The sequence below is a fragment of the Roseibium sp. JB4-4 genome, assembly GCF_055693425.1.
On the sequence record NZ_CM146333.1, the window covers coordinates 2,154,029 to 2,169,598 of the forward strand.

Sequence of the window (15,570 nt, forward strand, 5' to 3'; positions counted from 1 at the left end):
GAGTGCTCGTCAGTGGGCCGATTAACCCCGATTGAGGACTTTTTATGTTTAAGAAAATTGCCAAGACACTTTTTGTAACTGCCGCCCTTTCCAGTCTCGCAACAGGCGCACTGGCCAAGGATTGGATCGAAAAGGTTGAAGTCAAACGCGACGGCATCGACGTCATTCCTGTCGAAGTTTCCGCCAGTTCCTACAATTACACCAAGATCAAATCCAAATCGCATCGCTTCCTGTTGCGCCTTTACGGCAAGGCGACCAGCGGCGAACGCATTGTTGCGATGAAAGTTGGCTCCTTCAAAAACGTGCTCTATTTCGAAGGAGACTGGTCGCTTTGGAGCAAAAGTTTTCAGAACCGCGATGTCGGGTCAGGATCGAAACGCACTGTCTCAATTTCCTACAAGCCAACGATCCCGCTGAAGAAAATCAGATGGCAAGGTTGGGACCCGGTACAGGCCTGCTCGCTCAATCTGGACAAGAAAATCAAGAGCGGCATGAAGAAATCAGTAGCGCTCGGCAAAACCTGGACAGTGTCGGCAAAAGCCTATTTTGAGCTGGACGCGGTCGCGGCCCGAAAAAACAAGGCAAAGAACAACAAGTGGTCTTTGAAAAACACGACCCATCAGCGTGACGGCTACGGCTACAACGTCACCGTCAAGTGCCTACCGGCCAGCTGACGTCACCTTAGACACGCGCCGGCACCCCTTTGCCAAAGGTTTGGGGTGTCGGCGTCGTTGGCAGATAGCCGGATCAGAACATCCAGGTTTCAGGGTTCGGCACAGGCTCGTTGCGCCCCGCCAGCTGAAGCCCTTTGATGCAACGCACGATCATCCAGATAAGCACCGCGATAATCATCAGAAAGCCGATCAGGACAATGGTCAGCAACGCGCTGACGATACCGAACAACAGCCCGATCCAGAAAGTGCGTATCTGATACGTGTAGTGGCTCTCGACCCAGCCTGTGCTTTTGCCGCGATTCAAGTAGGCGAAAATTACGCCGACAATCGCGGTGAACGGCACAATGATATTTACCAGATAAAGGATATAGACAAGTGTGGCGTTCTTGCCGCCCGGCTCCATGTAGCCGGCAACATCGGATTTATCTTCCATTTCACGCTCCGCAATTAAAAATACGATTGGAAATGTAAAACAAACTACACGCCCATGACCAGACGTCCAGGATTTAGAACACCTTTTGGATCGAATTGTTCCTTCAAACGTTTGGAAAGTGCCGCAAGAGGCGCCGGCTGGGGCTGAAAAACGGCGACGCTTGATCTGATGGACGGAACTGCCCGCACAAGTGTGGCATGCCCACCTCCAACAGCGTCAACAGCGGCCCGTATATGCTGATCATTGACAAGTCCATCCAGACACATCAACCAGATGAGCCCGCCGCTCCAATCGAAAAACGCGTTGATTTTCAGTTCCTTTTCAAGGAGCTCAACCAGTTTTGGGCCAACCGTCGGTGCAACGGAAATCCGCCAGACAGGATTGTCCACGCCTGCGAACGGGCGAACGTCCCTGACTGTCTGCCAGAGTTTCCTGCTGTCTTGTTCTTCTATCCGGGTGACAGGCCCATAACTTTTCAGAAGGTCTTCAAGGGTTTTGAACCGATAGTCGACGGAGGTTTCAAATCCCTCCAGACGCAACAGCGTCCTGCTTATGTCTCCATCGATTCCGGCCGGCAGATGCGCAGCACCGGAAACTTCCGCGGAAGACCCCATCGCCTTGCAGAGCGCACTGATGCCACGTGCGGCATCCAACCCGGAAAGCACGAACGTCGCCGAGGTTTCCGGTTTCGGGTTGACCTTCAAAGTCACCGTCGTGGCCACAGCCAGGGTACCGAATGCACCGCAGAGTGCTCGCGGCAGATCGTAGCCCGTGACATTCTTCACCACCTTGCCGCCGGAATTAAAAATTTCTCCACGACCCGAAACAGCTTCCATGCCAAGGATGTGATCCCGAGCCGCGCCTGCCTTCAACCTGCGCGGTCCCGACAGGTTTGCGGCAAGAACACCACCCACAGTTCCCTGTCCTGCATCGACATTCAGAAGCGGACCGTAATCCATTGGCTCGAAGGACAATTCCTGTCCATTCTCATCGACCAGCTTTTCGATCTCGGCGATCGGCGTTCCTGCCTTGACGGTCAACACCAATTCCGCCGGTTCATAGCTGTCGATCCCGGATAGTTTTGACAAGTTCAGCACATGAGCGGTCTGAACCGGTCGCCCAAGGCTCCTTTTTGAGGCCTGTCCCACGATTTCCAGCGGCTGGTCTTCGGCAGCCGCCCATTTGACGGCGACTTCCACGTCTTTCGCCGTTTGCGGCTTGAATGTTGCGTCCATGTGATCCCTCAAAACCGCGGAATGTCCGGAAAGGGCAGTTGCCCCTTGTGAACATGCATCTTGCCAAGTTCGGCACAGCGGTGCAGCACCGGAAAAACCTTACCCGGATTGAGCAGATGCTTCTCGTCGAAGGCGCATTTGACCCGTTGCTGCTGTTTCAGATCCTCTTCGGAGAACATGTCCGTCATCAGATCTCGTTTCTCGATACCGACACCGTGTTCGCCCGTCAGAACGCCGCCGACTTCCACACAAAGCCTAAGGATATCGGCACCGAATGCTTCCGCGGCATCCAGCTCGCCGGGTTTGTTTGCATCATAAAGAATTAGGGGATGCAAGTTGCCGTCACCGGCGTGAAACACATTCGCCACGCCAAGGCCGTGCTTGTCCGACAACTCCCGCATCCGGGAGAGAACCTTGGGCAACTCGCGGCGGGGAATCGTTCCGTCCATGCAAAGATAGTCCGGCGAAATCCGGCCGACTGCAGGGAATGCCGCCTTGCGACCGGCCCAGAAAGTCATTCGTTCTTCTTCGTTCTGGGAAATGCGGATGTGGCTGGCCTTGTTGGCCTTGGCAATTTCTTCCACCCGGCCGATCAGGAAGTCGACTTCCTTTTCGGGACCATCGAGTTCAACGATCAAAAGCGCTTCGACGTCACGAGGATAACCGGCATGGACAAAGTCTTCTGCGGCATGAATGGCTGGCTTGTCCATCATCTCCATACCGCCAGGAATGATGCCCGCTGCGATGATATCTGCAACGCAACGACCACCATCTTCACTGCTCGGAAACCCGATCAGCAACGCACGCGCGGTTTCCGGTTTCTGCAGGATCCTGACCGTCACTTCGGTGACAACACCCAAAAGTCCTTCTGATCCTGTCATCAAAGCCAGCAGATCGTAGCCTTCGCTGTCCAGATGTTTGCCGCCGAGCCTGATCACCTCGCCGGTGATCAACACCATCTCCAGTCCGAGCACGTTGTTGGTGGTCAGGCCATATTTCAGGCAATGCACCCCGCCCGAATTCTCGGCAATGTTTCCGCCGATGGAGCACGCAATTTGTGAGGACGGATCGGGTGCATAGTAGAAACCTTCGTGTTCAACGGCGCGCGTGATGCCGAGATTGGTAACGCCCGGCTGAACGACGACCGCACGATTATCATAGTCGATATCGAGCACACGGTTGAACTTCATCATCGACAAAAGCACGCCATCTTCGAGAGGTAATGCTCCCCGGACAAGGATGTCCCGGCGCCGCGTGGCACCACTTTCACATCATTTTGATGGCAGTACTTCAGGATCTTCGAGACCTGCTCGACGGTTTCGGGCAAGACCACGATCAACGGCAACTGGCGATACGCTGTCAGGGCATCGGTCTCATATGCCCGCATTTCGCGCTCGTCGTGGATCACGCCCTCCCCCGGCACTATGGCCTGGAGGGCCTTCAAAATATCCTGGCGCCTGGCAAGCACTTCCGGATCCGGTGCGGGCATTGCGATCGCTGTCACGGGCTAATCTCCTCGATTTTTAGCCCTGCGCTGATCCGGAAAGATACTTACTGCGTATCCAGAGCTGGCAAAGCAACACGTCCCTAGTCTGACAAGTATCGCGGCGGAGGGAAATGTTCGGAAAATAATAAATATTTTTCGGTGGGATTGAAAATGAGCAATCTGACGGACATGGAAATTTTCGCCCGAGTGGTGAGTGCTGGCAGCATGTCGGCAGCCGGACGAGAAATGAACCTGTCACCGGCCGTGGTCTCGAAGCGCATTCGGCGTCTCGAGGAGAAACTCGGCACGCGGCTTCTCCAGCGGACAACGCGCCAAATCGCGATGACCGAGGCGGGCCAAGGTTTCTACGAGCGGGTCGTTGCCATCATTGCTTCGGTTGAAGAGGCCGAAAGCTTTGTTTCCCGCGGTTCGGCCAGAGCGAGGGGAAGCCTGAAGGTTGCCGTACCAACCTCATTCGGGCGCCTTCACATTGCCCCGCATCTCGGCAACTTTCTGACCGCCAACCCGGATCTGACGGTCAATCTGGACCTTTCGGACGACTTCGTCGACATTGTCGGAGACGGATATGATCTGGCAATCCGTATTGCAGAACTGTCTGATTCAAGTCTGGTCGCACGCAAACTTTCTCCAGTGCATCGGGTTTTGTGCGCCAGTCCATCCTATATCGCCAGATATGGCATGCCTGAGACAATCGAAGACCTGAGCGAACACGTGACACTGGCGTCCACCAATCAGGACCCGTGGCGATTGGCGGGACCGGACGGGATCGAAACGGTACGTACACGCGCACCGGTCAAAACGAATTCCAACGAAGTGATCCGTGAATGCCTTCTGGCAGGGGTCGGTATCGCGTTGCGGTCGACATGGGATGTGGGACCTGAGTTGCGTGAGGGTAAGCTGCAAATGCTGCTGCCACACTATCGCGCGTCCAGGGACGTTGGCCTTTATGCGGTCTATCCGAGCAGGCAGTTCCTTCCGGCCAAGGTACGGGTCTTTATCGATTTCCTCGCCGGACTTTATGGTTCAGAGCCTTATTGGGACGCTGGTTTGGAGGACTGGTTGCGGCTGCCGAGCAGGGCAAAAGCCGGTTGATGACGGCCGCGCAAACACGGTCAAGCCGCCAGCCTACAAACGACCGAAACAACCTATAGGTATTCTCCCTGAGCGACAAAATGCTCACGTAAATTGGACCTTCGGTCGCTTGCATCGCGGCCGGACTTCCTGTTGTGTTGTGGGCGGGTTTCAATTTACCCAACTTGAGGGAGTAAACCATGCAGCGATTGCTGATGATCGCCGGAACAGTGTTTCTGGCCCTTACTTTTCAGGCAAGCGCCGAGGGCGATGCTGAAAAAGGCGCTAGAGTATTTAAGAAATGTGCTGCCTGTCACGCCGTTGGCGAAGGCGCTAAAAACAAGGTCGGCCCGCAGTTGAACGGTGTCGTAGGACGCCCTTGGGGTGCCATTGAGGGCTACAAATACTCCAAGGCGCTGGTCGAAATGGCCGACGGCAAGGTGTGGGATGAAGAAACACTCACAGCCTATCTGACAAAACCGAAGGAAGTCATTCCAAAAGGCAAGATGGCCTTTGCCGGACTGCGCAAGGAAGCAGATCTTGCCGACGTAATTGCCTATATGGCGCAGTACCAAGAAGACGGTACGACCCAGTAAGGTCCCCGCTTCTTGAGATGAACGACAAGGCCGGGCCAACAGTCCGGCCTTTTTCATTGCTAATGCTCACCGTGATGCTTGCGTATCCGTTTCACGGTCCACCAGATGGCGATGATCACCACCGGTACGGCGAGACCAGTCATGATGCTCGCGTTTGGCACCGGAAGCCCGGCTTCCTTGGCTGCCTTTGCAAGATAGGAAATCAGGCCGACCACATAGTAGCTGACGGCTGCGACTGAAAGACCCTCAACAGTTTGCTGCAACCGAAGTTGAAGCCGGGCACGGCGATTCATGGATTGCAGCAAGCTACGGTTCTGCTGTTCCAGATCAACATCGACCCGTGTGCGCAAAAGTGTTGTCGCTCTGGCCAGTTTGCGTGACAGCATGGCTTGACGATCTTCAATCGCCTGGCAGGTCCTCATGGCCGGTGCAAGCCTCCGCGCTAGAAAAGCCGCCATGGACAGATCTCCCGGAGCAGCCTCCTCGCGGAGTGTCATGAACCTGGCTTTGACGATTTCAGCATAAGCCCGGCTGGCACCGAACCGGAACGTGCTCGCCGTTGCCCCGGCTTCAAGCGCTGCAGCCAGGGCCGTAAACTTGTCCAAAAGGTCCTGATTGGCGCCAAGCGCAGACGCATCTTTCATCTCTTCCGTGAGTTCGGCCAACTCTATTTCAAACCGTCTGATTTCCGGCTGCAGGCCAGTCGCTTCAAAAAAACCGAGCATTGCCAGCGTACGGTATGTTTCGACTTCAAGGAGGCGCTGGACAACGGCGCCCGACTGCACGTCGCTCAGTGTGTCGACGAACAACGCAAACCGGGTCAGGCCATCCCCGTCCTGGCGAAAATCCGTGGCGACAATTGCCGCTCCGTCTTCAAGCTGAGATACGGTGAGACTTCCTTCATCGAAGTATTCACGCCAACTCTCGTTTTCCGGCCTTCCCCTGACTTCCAGCCGAACTGCAACGAGAAGATCGCCCGGCGCTTTGAAAGCAACGCCGAAAGGATGCGATGCAGGCACGCTTGCGAACATCGCACCAGGATTGGCCAGTCCGTCCCAGGTGTAAGTGGTGAATTCCGCATGCTGTTCCCAGCTGAGCGTTCCGCCCCCGAAGTCGAGCGTATAGTGGCGCGCACCTGGTGCGGGACCGTGGCCGCCGCGCGAAATACAAAACTCCTTTAGCCATTCATGATCTGCCGCTGCCTCATCCGCATTGGTCAGGAAAGCATAATGCAAGACAGTCCGTTGTTTGCTGATCGGTCTGAATGGGCGTGCGTGGACTTCTCCCAACACACGTTCGCGCAATGGCGACGTCTGGAAGTTGGGAAGCGACGATCCGTTGTCCGACACCTGTTTCAAAGTACCCTCTCACTTTGACAGAAAACCCGTGCATCTACCTTGCCCCTAGGGAAACGAGTAATCCAACCGCGTTTTTTGCCGCATGCAGCTATTGGCAGTCTGCCGCGTCAATTCAGCAACATTAAATTGGACAAAAAAATTGACCAATTTGAAATCCATCGCTATGTTGCCCTCCGTTCAAAGGATAAAATCTGAATGTTTCAGCCTGTCGACCATCAGAAAACAGCCGATGCTGTCGTTGCCCAAATTGAGGACCTGATCCTCAAAGGCGTGCTGTCTTCCGGTGATCGCTTGCCAGCGGAACGCGATCTTGCGGAACAGCTTGGCGTCTCGCGGCCTATTCTTCGCGACGCCCTCAAGAAGCTGGAGGAACGGCAACTGATCGAAGCCAGACGCGGGGGCGGAACCTTCGTCTGTGATCTCATCGGACCTATCTTTTCCGACGCCATCGTTCAGCTGATCGCCCGTCACCCTTCAGCAATCAGCGATTATTTTGAGTTCCGCAGAAGCATCGAAGGTCAGGCGTCCGCTCAGGCCGCAATGCGTGCAGCGCCTTCGGACATTGCCCGTCTGGACGACATTGTCGCAAAGATGGAGACCGCACACGAGGCGGAGGATCTGAAATCTGAAGCCCTGCTGGACGTGGCTTTTCATCACGCGGTTGGAGAAGCAGCCCATAACGTGGTCATGCTGCACACCTTGCGATCTTGCTACCGGCTGCTTGAAAACGGTGTCTTTTACAATCGTGGTCGCCTTTACCACTTGCCGAATGCCCGTGTTGAATTGCTCAACCAGCATTGTGCAATTGCAAAGGCCATTCGCGAAAGTGACCCAATCAGCGCCTGTCGCGCTGCCGAAGAACACATCGACTATGTACGCGGAACGCTGGCTGACGCACAGGGACTCGACGAACGTGAACTCCTGGCCGGCCTCAGACGAACCGCCCCCTTAAGCGCTCCACTCGCGCGTGACTTTCCCGGAGGATTTTCTATGACCGTTGTGACCGATGTTGCAGACATGCAGGCTCTGGCAAGACGCCGGGTCCCGAAGATGTTTTATGACTATGCCGACACCGGCTCCTGGACACAAAGCACATACCGGCAAAACGAAACAGCATTGCAAAAACAGAAGCTGCGTCAGCGTGTTGCCCGCAATATCGACAATCGTTCGGTCAAGACAACGATGATCGGTCAGGATGTAACCATGCCTGTGGCCTTGGCGCCCGTGGGCATCACCGGGATGCAACATGCTGATGGTGAAATTCTGGCAGCACAGGCTGCTGAAGAGTTCGGTGTGCCCTTCACCCTTTCGACCATGAGCGTGTGCTCCATTGAAGATGTTGCCGAAAACACGAAAAATCCATTTTGGTTTCAGCTCTACGTGATGCGGGACCGGGGCTTTTCGGAAAGTCTGATGCAAAGAGCACTCGCAGCTGACTGCTCTGCGCTGGTTCTGACCCTCGACCTGCAGGTTCTCGGTCAACGCCATCAGGACATCAAGAATGGTCTCAGTACACCGCCGAAACCGAAACCGCATGTGCTTTTGGACCTCTGCCTGAAACCGCGTTGGTGCTGGAACATGCTGCAGACCAAGCGACATGGCTTCGGCAATATTCATGGTCACGTCACGGGCGTAAAGGACATGTCATCACTGTCAGAATGGACTGCAAGCCAGTTCGATCCGACACTCGACTGGTCTTCCGTCGAATGGGTCAAAAAGCACTGGGACCGCAAATTGATCCTGAAAGGCATCAATGACGTCGATGATGCCAAAATTGCAGCCGAACTCGGTGCCGATGCAATCGTCGTCTCCAACCATGGGGGCCGTCAGCTCGACGGAGCGCTGGCTTCTTATGAAGTGCTCGGCGACATTGTTGATGCGGTTGGAGACAAAATCGAAGTGCACTTCGACAGCGGCATCCGATCCGGGCAGGACATCTTCAAGGCTATAGCGATGGGTGCACACAGCACGTATATCGGCAGGGCATTCATCTATGGCCTCGGAGCGATGGGCAAGCATGGTGTGACCAGAGTTCTGGAAATCATGCACAAGGAACTGGACGTCACCATGGGTCTGTGCGGCGAGACGGACATCAGCAAAGTGGGCCGCCAGAACCTGGTCATGTCGCCTTGAACCGGCGGCATAGCGGCACCGGCCTCAGGGCCGCCGGATCATCGTAGGGTTCACTCCCAACCTTGTTCTCATGACCGACGTCATGTGGCTTTGCGAGGAGAACCCTGCCTTCAGCGCAATTTTCACGAGAGGATGCTGTGTAGCCTCAAGAAGCCGGCGAGCCCGCTGCAGACGTCTGCTCAAGATGAAGTCATAGGGTGATTGTCCGCAATAGGCATTGAAGGCGCGGCTCAGAAAACTTGCCGAAACGCCGATCTCTTCAGACAGCGCTGCCACCGTTATCGGCCCTTCCAGCTTGGCTTCAACCATCTCGGTCAATTGCCGGAAGCGCCTCGGTGTCATCCATCTAGCGGCTTTCGGATCCCGTTTTGGGTTTGCAACGACCGCGCTCATCTGCCGAAATGTGTTTTCCGCACTCAATACGTCTGGCGTTTGACCGGCCAGCATCCAGCGCCTGAGTTGTTCGGCAAGTGCACGTGTCCGATGAGCACGGATATTGGACCGATAGTGTTTTGCGCATACCGCTATCTGAGGCCCGCTCACCAGCAGATACTCACCTCCAGTGAGCGAACAAGAGCGAACATCACATCCCTTTGGCACCCCCGCATATGTGTTCGGATCCCTGAAAAAAGTTGCCGTTCTGTCCGTTCCGATTGCGTGACTGCCCGTCTGGGCATCAAAGGCAAAACCGATGCTGTCACCGGCAGCAACATAACTTGCGTCATAAGGACCCGGAGCAAGCAGCTTGGCCAGGTGACCGGCGACGAATATCGATTTTGGATTACGAGCAATCATCAGGGGCAATCTGACCCAACTGCGAAATCGGCTCAAGCACGTTGTGGTTCAGGATCCTGAAAGACTTCGACGATGACATCTGCCATCTCGCAACCCGGTCCTCTGACAGAGTCAGCTTCGCCGCCAATCCGGTTTCAATTCTTCGCATTCTAGGAAGACAACAACAATGACAACGCTTTTTACACATGAAGACTTGGAGGCGGTTTTGCCTCTCGTTCGCCAGATCATGCCTGAGACGCCGGCCTATTCCTGGCCTCTGCTGCGAAAACGGTTCGGGTTCGAAGTCGTGGTCAAGCATGAGAACCACACGCCTATAGGCGCATTCAAGGCGCGCAGTTCAATCGTCTACATTCAAAAACACATTGAGGCCCATGGCCGTCCCAAAGGCATCATTTCGGCCACACGCGGCAATCACGGCCAGTCGATGGCACTGGCGGCGCGAATACTCGGCCTGACAGCAACTCTCGTCGTTCCCGAAGGCAATGCAGAGGGAAAGAACAGGGCCATGCGGGCCCTTGGCGCGGAGCTTGTCGTTGAAGGACGTGATTTCGATATCAGCCGGAAAATCGCCGAAACAGTGGCCCAAGAGCGGACCTATCTTATGGTTCCCTCTTTCCATCGGAACATTGTCCTTGGCGTTGCGACTTATGCCCTTGAGCTATTCCGAAGCTGTTCGGATCTGGATGTCGTCTACGTGCCCGTCGGCATGGGGTCAGGTGCCTGCGGACTGATCACCGTCCGGGATTTGCTCAACTTGAAAACCGAAATCGTTCCGGTGGTCAGTGAATGTGCGCCGGCTTACAAGTTTTCGCATGACGCGGGAAAAATCGTCACGACTCGGACCGCGAAGACCTTTGCGGACGGTATGGCCTGCCGCGAGCCGCTGAAGGCAGCACTCGACATTCTAAAGAAAGGTGCTGACCGCATCGTCTCGGTTTCAGAAGACGAGATTGCGGACGCGGTGAGAACACTCTTTTCAGACACCCACAATCTTGCTGAAGGGGCAGGTGCCGCAGCACTTGCAGCTTTGAAAAAGATGCTGCGCACCTGAAGGGCAAGAAAGCCGGCGTCATTCTGTCAGGCGGCAACATCGATGAAGACGTCATGCGCACGATCTTGCGCGGAGAAACACCCGAAGCTTGACGTCGCAGCCGCACTTTCAGCATCAAGGTCACAGCTTCAACACGAGAAGTCATCGGATCTCGTGATGGATAGATCAAAAACAATCATTTGTGCTGATCCGGCCATGCACTCACATTGGTTTCACTTCCCATTTCCGATTGGCCAGTCTTATGAGCGTCGCATCCCCTGCTGCCGGATCCAAGTCACATGGTTTCAATGCAACCGATTACGGTCTTTATGCGACGACCGTGCTTGCATGGGGCTTCAGCTGGATCGCAATGAAAGGCCAGGTCGCAACGGTCGCGCCAGAAGTGTCCGTTTTCTGGCGGTTCGTTCTGGCCGCAACGATCATGATGGCATGGGCGAAATACAGAGGGCATGATCTTTCGTTTCCGCTCAAAGACCACCTTCGCTTCGCCGGTCTCGGGGCTTTTCTGTTTTCGACGAATTTCACGCTCTTCTACTATGGCGCTTCGCATCTGCCTTCTGGTCTGCTCGCGGTGATCTTTTCAACCGCTTCGATCTTCAACCTGTTTCTCGGACTTTTGCTGTTTGGTCAACGGCCGAACCTGCTGGCGCTTGCCGCAGGTGTCCTTGGATTTGCAGGGATCGGCTTGATGTTCTGGCCAACGCTTGCCAGTGCGCAATACAGCTCCGAGACGCTTTTCGGACTGTCCATGTGTATTGGCGGCACACTCAGCTTCTGTTTCGGCAACATGCTGTCTGCAGATACGCAGCGCCAAGGGATCGGCGTAACGCCTGCGACCGCCTGGGGTATGGTCTACGGTATGGTATTTCTGGGGATTGCTTCGGCGCTGCGCGGTCAAAGCTTCGCCATTGAATGGTCCTTCACCTACCTCGGCACGCTCGTGTATCTTGCGCTTGTCGCTTCGGTGATCGCCTTTGCTTCCTATCTGACACTGCTCGGACGCATCGGCTCGGCGCGCGCAGGCTACGCCACCGTCATGTTCCCGGTGGTGGCGCTGACGCTTTCGACGATCTTTGAAGACTATCAGTGGACAGTGCTTGCCGCTTCAGGCCTGATCTTTGTGCTTGCAGGCAATCTCATGATGCTGCGAGCACGGTAAAGTGTACCGCGCAACCATTGGAAAAACGCATATTTGCCGGACTTATTCCGCAGCCACCTGGCTGGTTCCGTTTCCGACATTGCCGATTGCCGCGATCAGATGATTGCAGAGCGTATCGTGCATGGCTTCGCGTGCGCTGTCTGAGCGCAACAGGGCAATGTCGCAATATGGCAGGGACGGAAACCCATCCCTTTCCTCCAGGATGCGCATGCCGTCTCGAATTGCACTTTCGGGAAACACTGTCACCGCCAGCCCGGCCTGAACTGCACCGACCAGAGCAGCAGCGCTCGAACTTGTGTAAGAAACGCGGTAACTGCGTCCGGCCCGATCGAGCGCATCCATGGAAAGACGCCGCCATCCACATGTTGCCGGACCAAGCGCGAGACGGATCACCTCCTGGGTGTGCGCAGAATGCTGTGTGGACGTTACCCAGTAAAGAGGTTCGCGCCGGATGATTTCGCCGCGCAGATCCATCGTGTCACTTGATGTGGTGATGGCAACGTCGAGCGCTCCTTCACGGATCGCCTCGGTCAGTTTTGAGCTGCCGGAACACTCAACCTTGACCTCGATCGACGGATTAAGCCGGTTGAAAGCTGCCAGAACTTGCGGCAGCAACCTGTCGGCGTAGTCGTCCGGCACCCCAAGTTTCACATGGCCCACTTCCTTATGGCCATTGAACGCGGACAGGGTCTCATCGTTTAGAAGGATCATCCGACGGGCGAATTCAACCAGCCGTTGGCCATCCTCGGTCAAGCGCGACTGGCGGCCGTCCTTGATAAAAATCGGCTGTCCGACACGCTCTTCCAGACGGCGCATTTGCATGGAAACAGCTGATTGGGTCTTGTGAACAGCTTCCCCGGCCTTGGTGAAACTTCCCAGCTCAGCGATAGCCAGAAAGGTTCGCAGCTGATCTATATCTAGCGCGTGATTCATGCAAATTCCCGCGAATGTGCCGAGCGATATGAGTTACGAATTGATTTGATGAAGATACATCACACATTCTTACGTTTCAATCGGAAACTTGAGCGCAAAAATCCAGAATTTTTAAGGTAAACATCTGAAACTTTAGAACGAATCTAATTCGCCTGCTGCTATTCCGCAGCTTGCGGTACGGACAGGTTGTCCAGCGACGAAACGATGTGCTCGACCAAGGCATCGGTCACCCGGGAACTGTTGTGCCAAGACCGCATGATTCCAATCTCGCAATCAGGGAGACGCGGGAACCCCTCGGTTTCGGTGAGGACCCGCATTCCGGACCTGAGCGCGGATTCCGGCAGGACGGATATCGCCAGACCGGCCAGGACAGCAGCACCAACCGCCGTTGAGTTCCAACTTGAATAGAGCAGCCGATGCTCGCGCATCTGATCGCCGAGCGCATTGATCGCCGCCTTGCGCCAGTCACAGGTCGCACGACCAAGAGCGAGCGGCAACGGAGACTCGTTTTCAACGGCATGGCGCGCCGAAACAACCCAAAGAAGCGGTTCCCGTCGCACCAGGTCGACGTGTTTGCGCCCTTTCTTCTGAACGTGCGTGATAATGGCGACGTCCAGTTCTCCTCCAGCAATCATATCGGCAAGATTAGGTGTCGGCGCGCACACGACGCTGACTTCGGCCTTGGGGTTGGATCTTGAGAACCGCGCCAGAATTTCTGGTAAAAAACGATCAGCATAATCGTCAGGTGTCCCAAGTCTTACCAGCCCGGCAAGCTCGGTATCGTCAAAGGCAGCAAGGGTTTCGTCGTTCAGCTGCACAAGGCGTCGTGCATAGTGAAGCAGGCGTTCGCCATGCTCCGTCAGGCGGGATTGTCGGCCGACCCGGACGAAGAGCGGCTTGCCGATGCGTTCTTCAAGCCGGCGCATTTGCATCGAGACGGCGGACTGGGTCTTGTGCACGTTTTCCGCTGCCCGTGTGAAGCTTCCGCTTTCGGCAATGGCCACAAAAGTTCGAAGCTGGTCCAGATCGAGCATACATGCCTCATTTATAAACAATGCTCATGTTTTATATGACATTCATTCAAATGAAAAATGCTTTTGGAACACTTCAAATTCGAACCACGATTTCCGCGGCGTTTTTGTATCATCACAACAAATGATGGTTTTGATCACAAACATTCGTTGGATTAATGCAAGCAAATCACCCATCTTCAGATTGTTCCTAAAATACGGATAGCCAACGACGGCGCGGAACAAGTTGCCGGAAATTCCTCCGGCCGCTCACAGGAGAATTTTGCCATGACTCACACAGCTAACCACCCGCTTTTCGCTCTCTTCGGGCAGATGGTTGCCCGTGCATGGCGTGTATCCAAGCACCGGCGCCAGTTTGCGGAACTGAAAGATTGGTCCGACGAACAACTGAAGGACATTGGCCTGACCCGGAGCGATGTTCGACGGGGAATGGCCCGACCGTTCTATTCTGACCCGACATCTCTTTTGAGCGGGCCCACCGAACTCGGCCAGACACTGAAGGCGGCGAACGTGCAGCACACTGTACCGTCCCTCAAGATCGTGGACGGATCGGCAACAGCACGTGACCCGCTTGCCGCTTAGCTTTGGCTCACTGGACTTGATTTAGCAGCCCCTGTCGGCAAGCCTTGCTGACGCAACTGGCCCGCCTTCCCATGGCGGGCCTTTTTTTGCTTTCCAGCCGATGCGGCCAGAGCGATATGTATGCCCGAAATTCTTATACGGCTAACGATCGCCGAAATCCTTGGATGCCTTTTCAAAAAAACTGTCAAAGGCCTTGAACTGGTTGGATTGAAAGTCCCGGCCGGCCGACATCCAGCCTGATACCATTTCGTCAAATTCAGAAGTGTCTGTCTCCGGGTCTTCTTCTTCCGGCGGCAGTTCCTCTTCCTGAATGTCTTCAGGCTCTTCCATTTCGCTGTCCTGAACAATGTGTGCCGGCTGCAGAAAGGCACCCCAGAAGGACTGCATGGCGTCTGCATAGCCCTGGAGGTAGTCAACAGGAGACGGAGCTGGCTTCGGTCGGCCTCGTGCAAAGCCGCGCAGGTACGCATCAAGAAGATTTCGCGCTTCGCCATGAACAAAGGGGCGGGCAATCTGACCCATGGCCAGAGTAGCTGCCACCGGCATCATTTCCTTGATGGCATCCTGCTGCAGACCCGTGATTGAGGACACCTGAACTGCAAGAGCTTTTTGTACGGCCTCAGGACCAAAAAATGGTGTCAGGGTCGCATCGGAAGGTGCCTGAAACATGCTGGCGTAGTTTGAAAACGGATTATCAAGGCCTGTAGCGCCGGGTGCTGCCTGACTGAGAAAATCGGAAAAGCCGGGAACAGCACTGCCAAAATACCGAAATCCATTCAGCGCGGCCGGCATCAGTTGTTCCATGACGCTGCTCAGGTCTTCGTTGGACCAGCCGAAGCGGTTTCTCACGTCCTCACTTAAGGAAAAAACGTCAAACGGTGGGGCCGCCCTGTCGCTACCAGTCATCGCTCTGCTCCGGTCATCGCGCCTCAAGGCCTTGAGAAACAAGACCTACCGGAAACAGAGTGACCTTTTGCGTGCATAAGGTCAATCAAAGGCCATCTCGAGCCAG

14 protein-coding genes and 2 pseudogenes are annotated in these 15,570 nt (G+C 55.2%); 8 read left to right on the forward strand and 8 right to left on the reverse strand.

Annotated features, from left to right (window positions below; all coding sequences use genetic code 11):
• Nucleotides 1–44 precede the first annotated feature (44 nt).
• The gene (locus ACZ1HV_RS09920) at nucleotides 45–674 is read left to right on the forward strand and encodes a hypothetical protein (RefSeq protein WP_472717973.1); all 630 of its coding nucleotides are present in this window, start codon (nucleotides 45–47) and stop codon (nucleotides 672–674) included.
• 73 nt (nucleotides 675–747) lie between these two features.
• Here the strand turns inward: ACZ1HV_RS09920 and ACZ1HV_RS09925 are convergent, their stop codons facing one another.
• The 3 genes and pseudogenes from ACZ1HV_RS09925 to ACZ1HV_RS09935 form a co-directional block, all read right to left on the reverse strand.
• Nucleotides 748–1,107 (reverse strand): DUF4870 family protein, encoded by a 360-nt coding sequence (locus tag ACZ1HV_RS09925; protein WP_298822609.1) that lies wholly within the window; start codon nucleotides 1,105–1,107, stop codon nucleotides 748–750.
• A gap of 44 nt (nucleotides 1,108–1,151) precedes the next feature.
• A complete protein-coding gene (gene glcE / locus ACZ1HV_RS09930) occupies nucleotides 1,152–2,342 on the reverse strand; it encodes a glycolate oxidase subunit GlcE (protein WP_472717974.1) in 1,191 nt (396 codons plus the stop codon).
• A gap of 8 nt (nucleotides 2,343–2,350) precedes the next feature.
• A pseudogene (locus ACZ1HV_RS09935) lies at nucleotides 2,351–3,846 on the reverse strand (FAD-linked oxidase C-terminal domain-containing protein).
• Nucleotides 3,847–3,999: 153 nt separating this feature from the next.
• Between ACZ1HV_RS09935 and ACZ1HV_RS09940 the strand changes: the two are divergent.
• Both ACZ1HV_RS09940 and ACZ1HV_RS09945 read left to right on the forward strand, forming a co-directional pair.
• Nucleotides 4,000–4,941 (forward strand): LysR family transcriptional regulator, encoded by a 942-nt coding sequence (locus tag ACZ1HV_RS09940; RefSeq protein ID WP_298822604.1) that lies wholly within the window; start codon nucleotides 4,000–4,002, stop codon nucleotides 4,939–4,941.
• A gap of 179 nt (nucleotides 4,942–5,120) precedes the next feature.
• Entirely contained in the window at nucleotides 5,121–5,516 is a 396-nt protein-coding gene (locus ACZ1HV_RS09945) for a c-type cytochrome (RefSeq protein WP_298822603.1), read from the forward strand.
• A gap of 59 nt (nucleotides 5,517–5,575) precedes the next feature.
• On the opposite strand, the gene ACZ1HV_RS09950 is transcribed toward ACZ1HV_RS09945, so the two are convergent.
• Nucleotides 5,576–6,874: a DUF3422 family protein gene (locus tag ACZ1HV_RS09950; RefSeq protein ID WP_472717975.1), complete on the reverse strand. Its 1,299-nt coding sequence runs from the start codon at nucleotides 6,872–6,874 to the stop codon at nucleotides 5,576–5,578.
• 195 nt (nucleotides 6,875–7,069) lie between these two features.
• Between ACZ1HV_RS09950 and ACZ1HV_RS09955 the strand changes: the two are divergent.
• Together ACZ1HV_RS09955 and ACZ1HV_RS09960 are read left to right on the forward strand one after the other, a co-directional pair.
• Nucleotides 7,070–7,732: pseudogene (locus tag ACZ1HV_RS09955) on the forward strand (FadR/GntR family transcriptional regulator); the annotation flags it as partial.
• A gap of 132 nt (nucleotides 7,733–7,864) precedes the next feature.
• Nucleotides 7,865–9,007 carry an alpha-hydroxy acid oxidase gene (locus ACZ1HV_RS09960; RefSeq protein WP_298822599.1) on the forward strand — a complete coding sequence of 381 codons (1,143 nt, stop codon included), beginning with the start codon at nucleotides 7,865–7,867 and terminating at the stop codon, nucleotides 9,005–9,007.
• A 24-nt stretch (nucleotides 9,008–9,031) separates the two neighbouring features.
• Here ACZ1HV_RS09960 and ACZ1HV_RS09965 read toward each other — a convergent pair whose 3' ends face one another.
• Nucleotides 9,032–9,802 (reverse strand): helix-turn-helix domain-containing protein, encoded by a 771-nt coding sequence (locus tag ACZ1HV_RS09965; RefSeq protein WP_472717976.1) that lies wholly within the window; start codon nucleotides 9,800–9,802, stop codon nucleotides 9,032–9,034.
• Nucleotides 9,803–9,968: 166 nt separating this feature from the next.
• On the opposite strand from ACZ1HV_RS09965, the gene ACZ1HV_RS09970 reads away from it, so the two are divergent.
• Together ACZ1HV_RS09970 and ACZ1HV_RS09975 are read left to right on the forward strand one after the other, a co-directional pair.
• On the forward strand, nucleotides 9,969–10,853 hold the full coding sequence (locus ACZ1HV_RS09970) for a threonine dehydratase (RefSeq protein WP_472717977.1): 885 nt from the start codon (nucleotides 9,969–9,971) through the stop codon (nucleotides 10,851–10,853).
• 241 nt (nucleotides 10,854–11,094) lie between these two features.
• On the forward strand, nucleotides 11,095–12,012 hold the full coding sequence (locus tag ACZ1HV_RS09975; protein ID WP_472717978.1) for a DMT family transporter: 918 nt from the start codon (nucleotides 11,095–11,097) through the stop codon (nucleotides 12,010–12,012).
• Nucleotides 12,013–12,054: 42 nt separating this feature from the next.
• Here ACZ1HV_RS09975 and ACZ1HV_RS09980 read toward each other — a convergent pair whose 3' ends face one another.
• On the reverse strand, nucleotides 12,055–12,945 hold the full coding sequence (locus tag ACZ1HV_RS09980) for a LysR substrate-binding domain-containing protein (protein WP_298820901.1): 891 nt from the start codon (nucleotides 12,943–12,945) through the stop codon (nucleotides 12,055–12,057).
• A 158-nt stretch (nucleotides 12,946–13,103) separates the two neighbouring features.
• Nucleotides 13,104–13,979, reverse strand: a complete 876-nt coding sequence (locus ACZ1HV_RS09985; protein ID WP_298820903.1) for a LysR substrate-binding domain-containing protein — start codon at nucleotides 13,977–13,979, stop codon at nucleotides 13,104–13,106.
• A gap of 264 nt (nucleotides 13,980–14,243) precedes the next feature.
• On the opposite strand from ACZ1HV_RS09985, the gene ACZ1HV_RS09990 reads away from it, so the two are divergent.
• Nucleotides 14,244–14,558 carry a DUF1127 domain-containing protein gene (locus ACZ1HV_RS09990; RefSeq protein WP_472717979.1) on the forward strand — a complete coding sequence of 105 codons (315 nt, stop codon included), beginning with the start codon at nucleotides 14,244–14,246 and terminating at the stop codon, nucleotides 14,556–14,558.
• Between the two features lie 141 nt (nucleotides 14,559–14,699).
• Here the strand turns inward: ACZ1HV_RS09990 and ACZ1HV_RS09995 are convergent, their stop codons facing one another.
• Nucleotides 14,700–15,464, reverse strand: a complete 765-nt coding sequence (locus ACZ1HV_RS09995; protein ID WP_472717980.1) for a DUF937 domain-containing protein — start codon at nucleotides 15,462–15,464, stop codon at nucleotides 14,700–14,702.
• Nucleotides 15,465–15,570 lie beyond the last annotated feature (106 nt).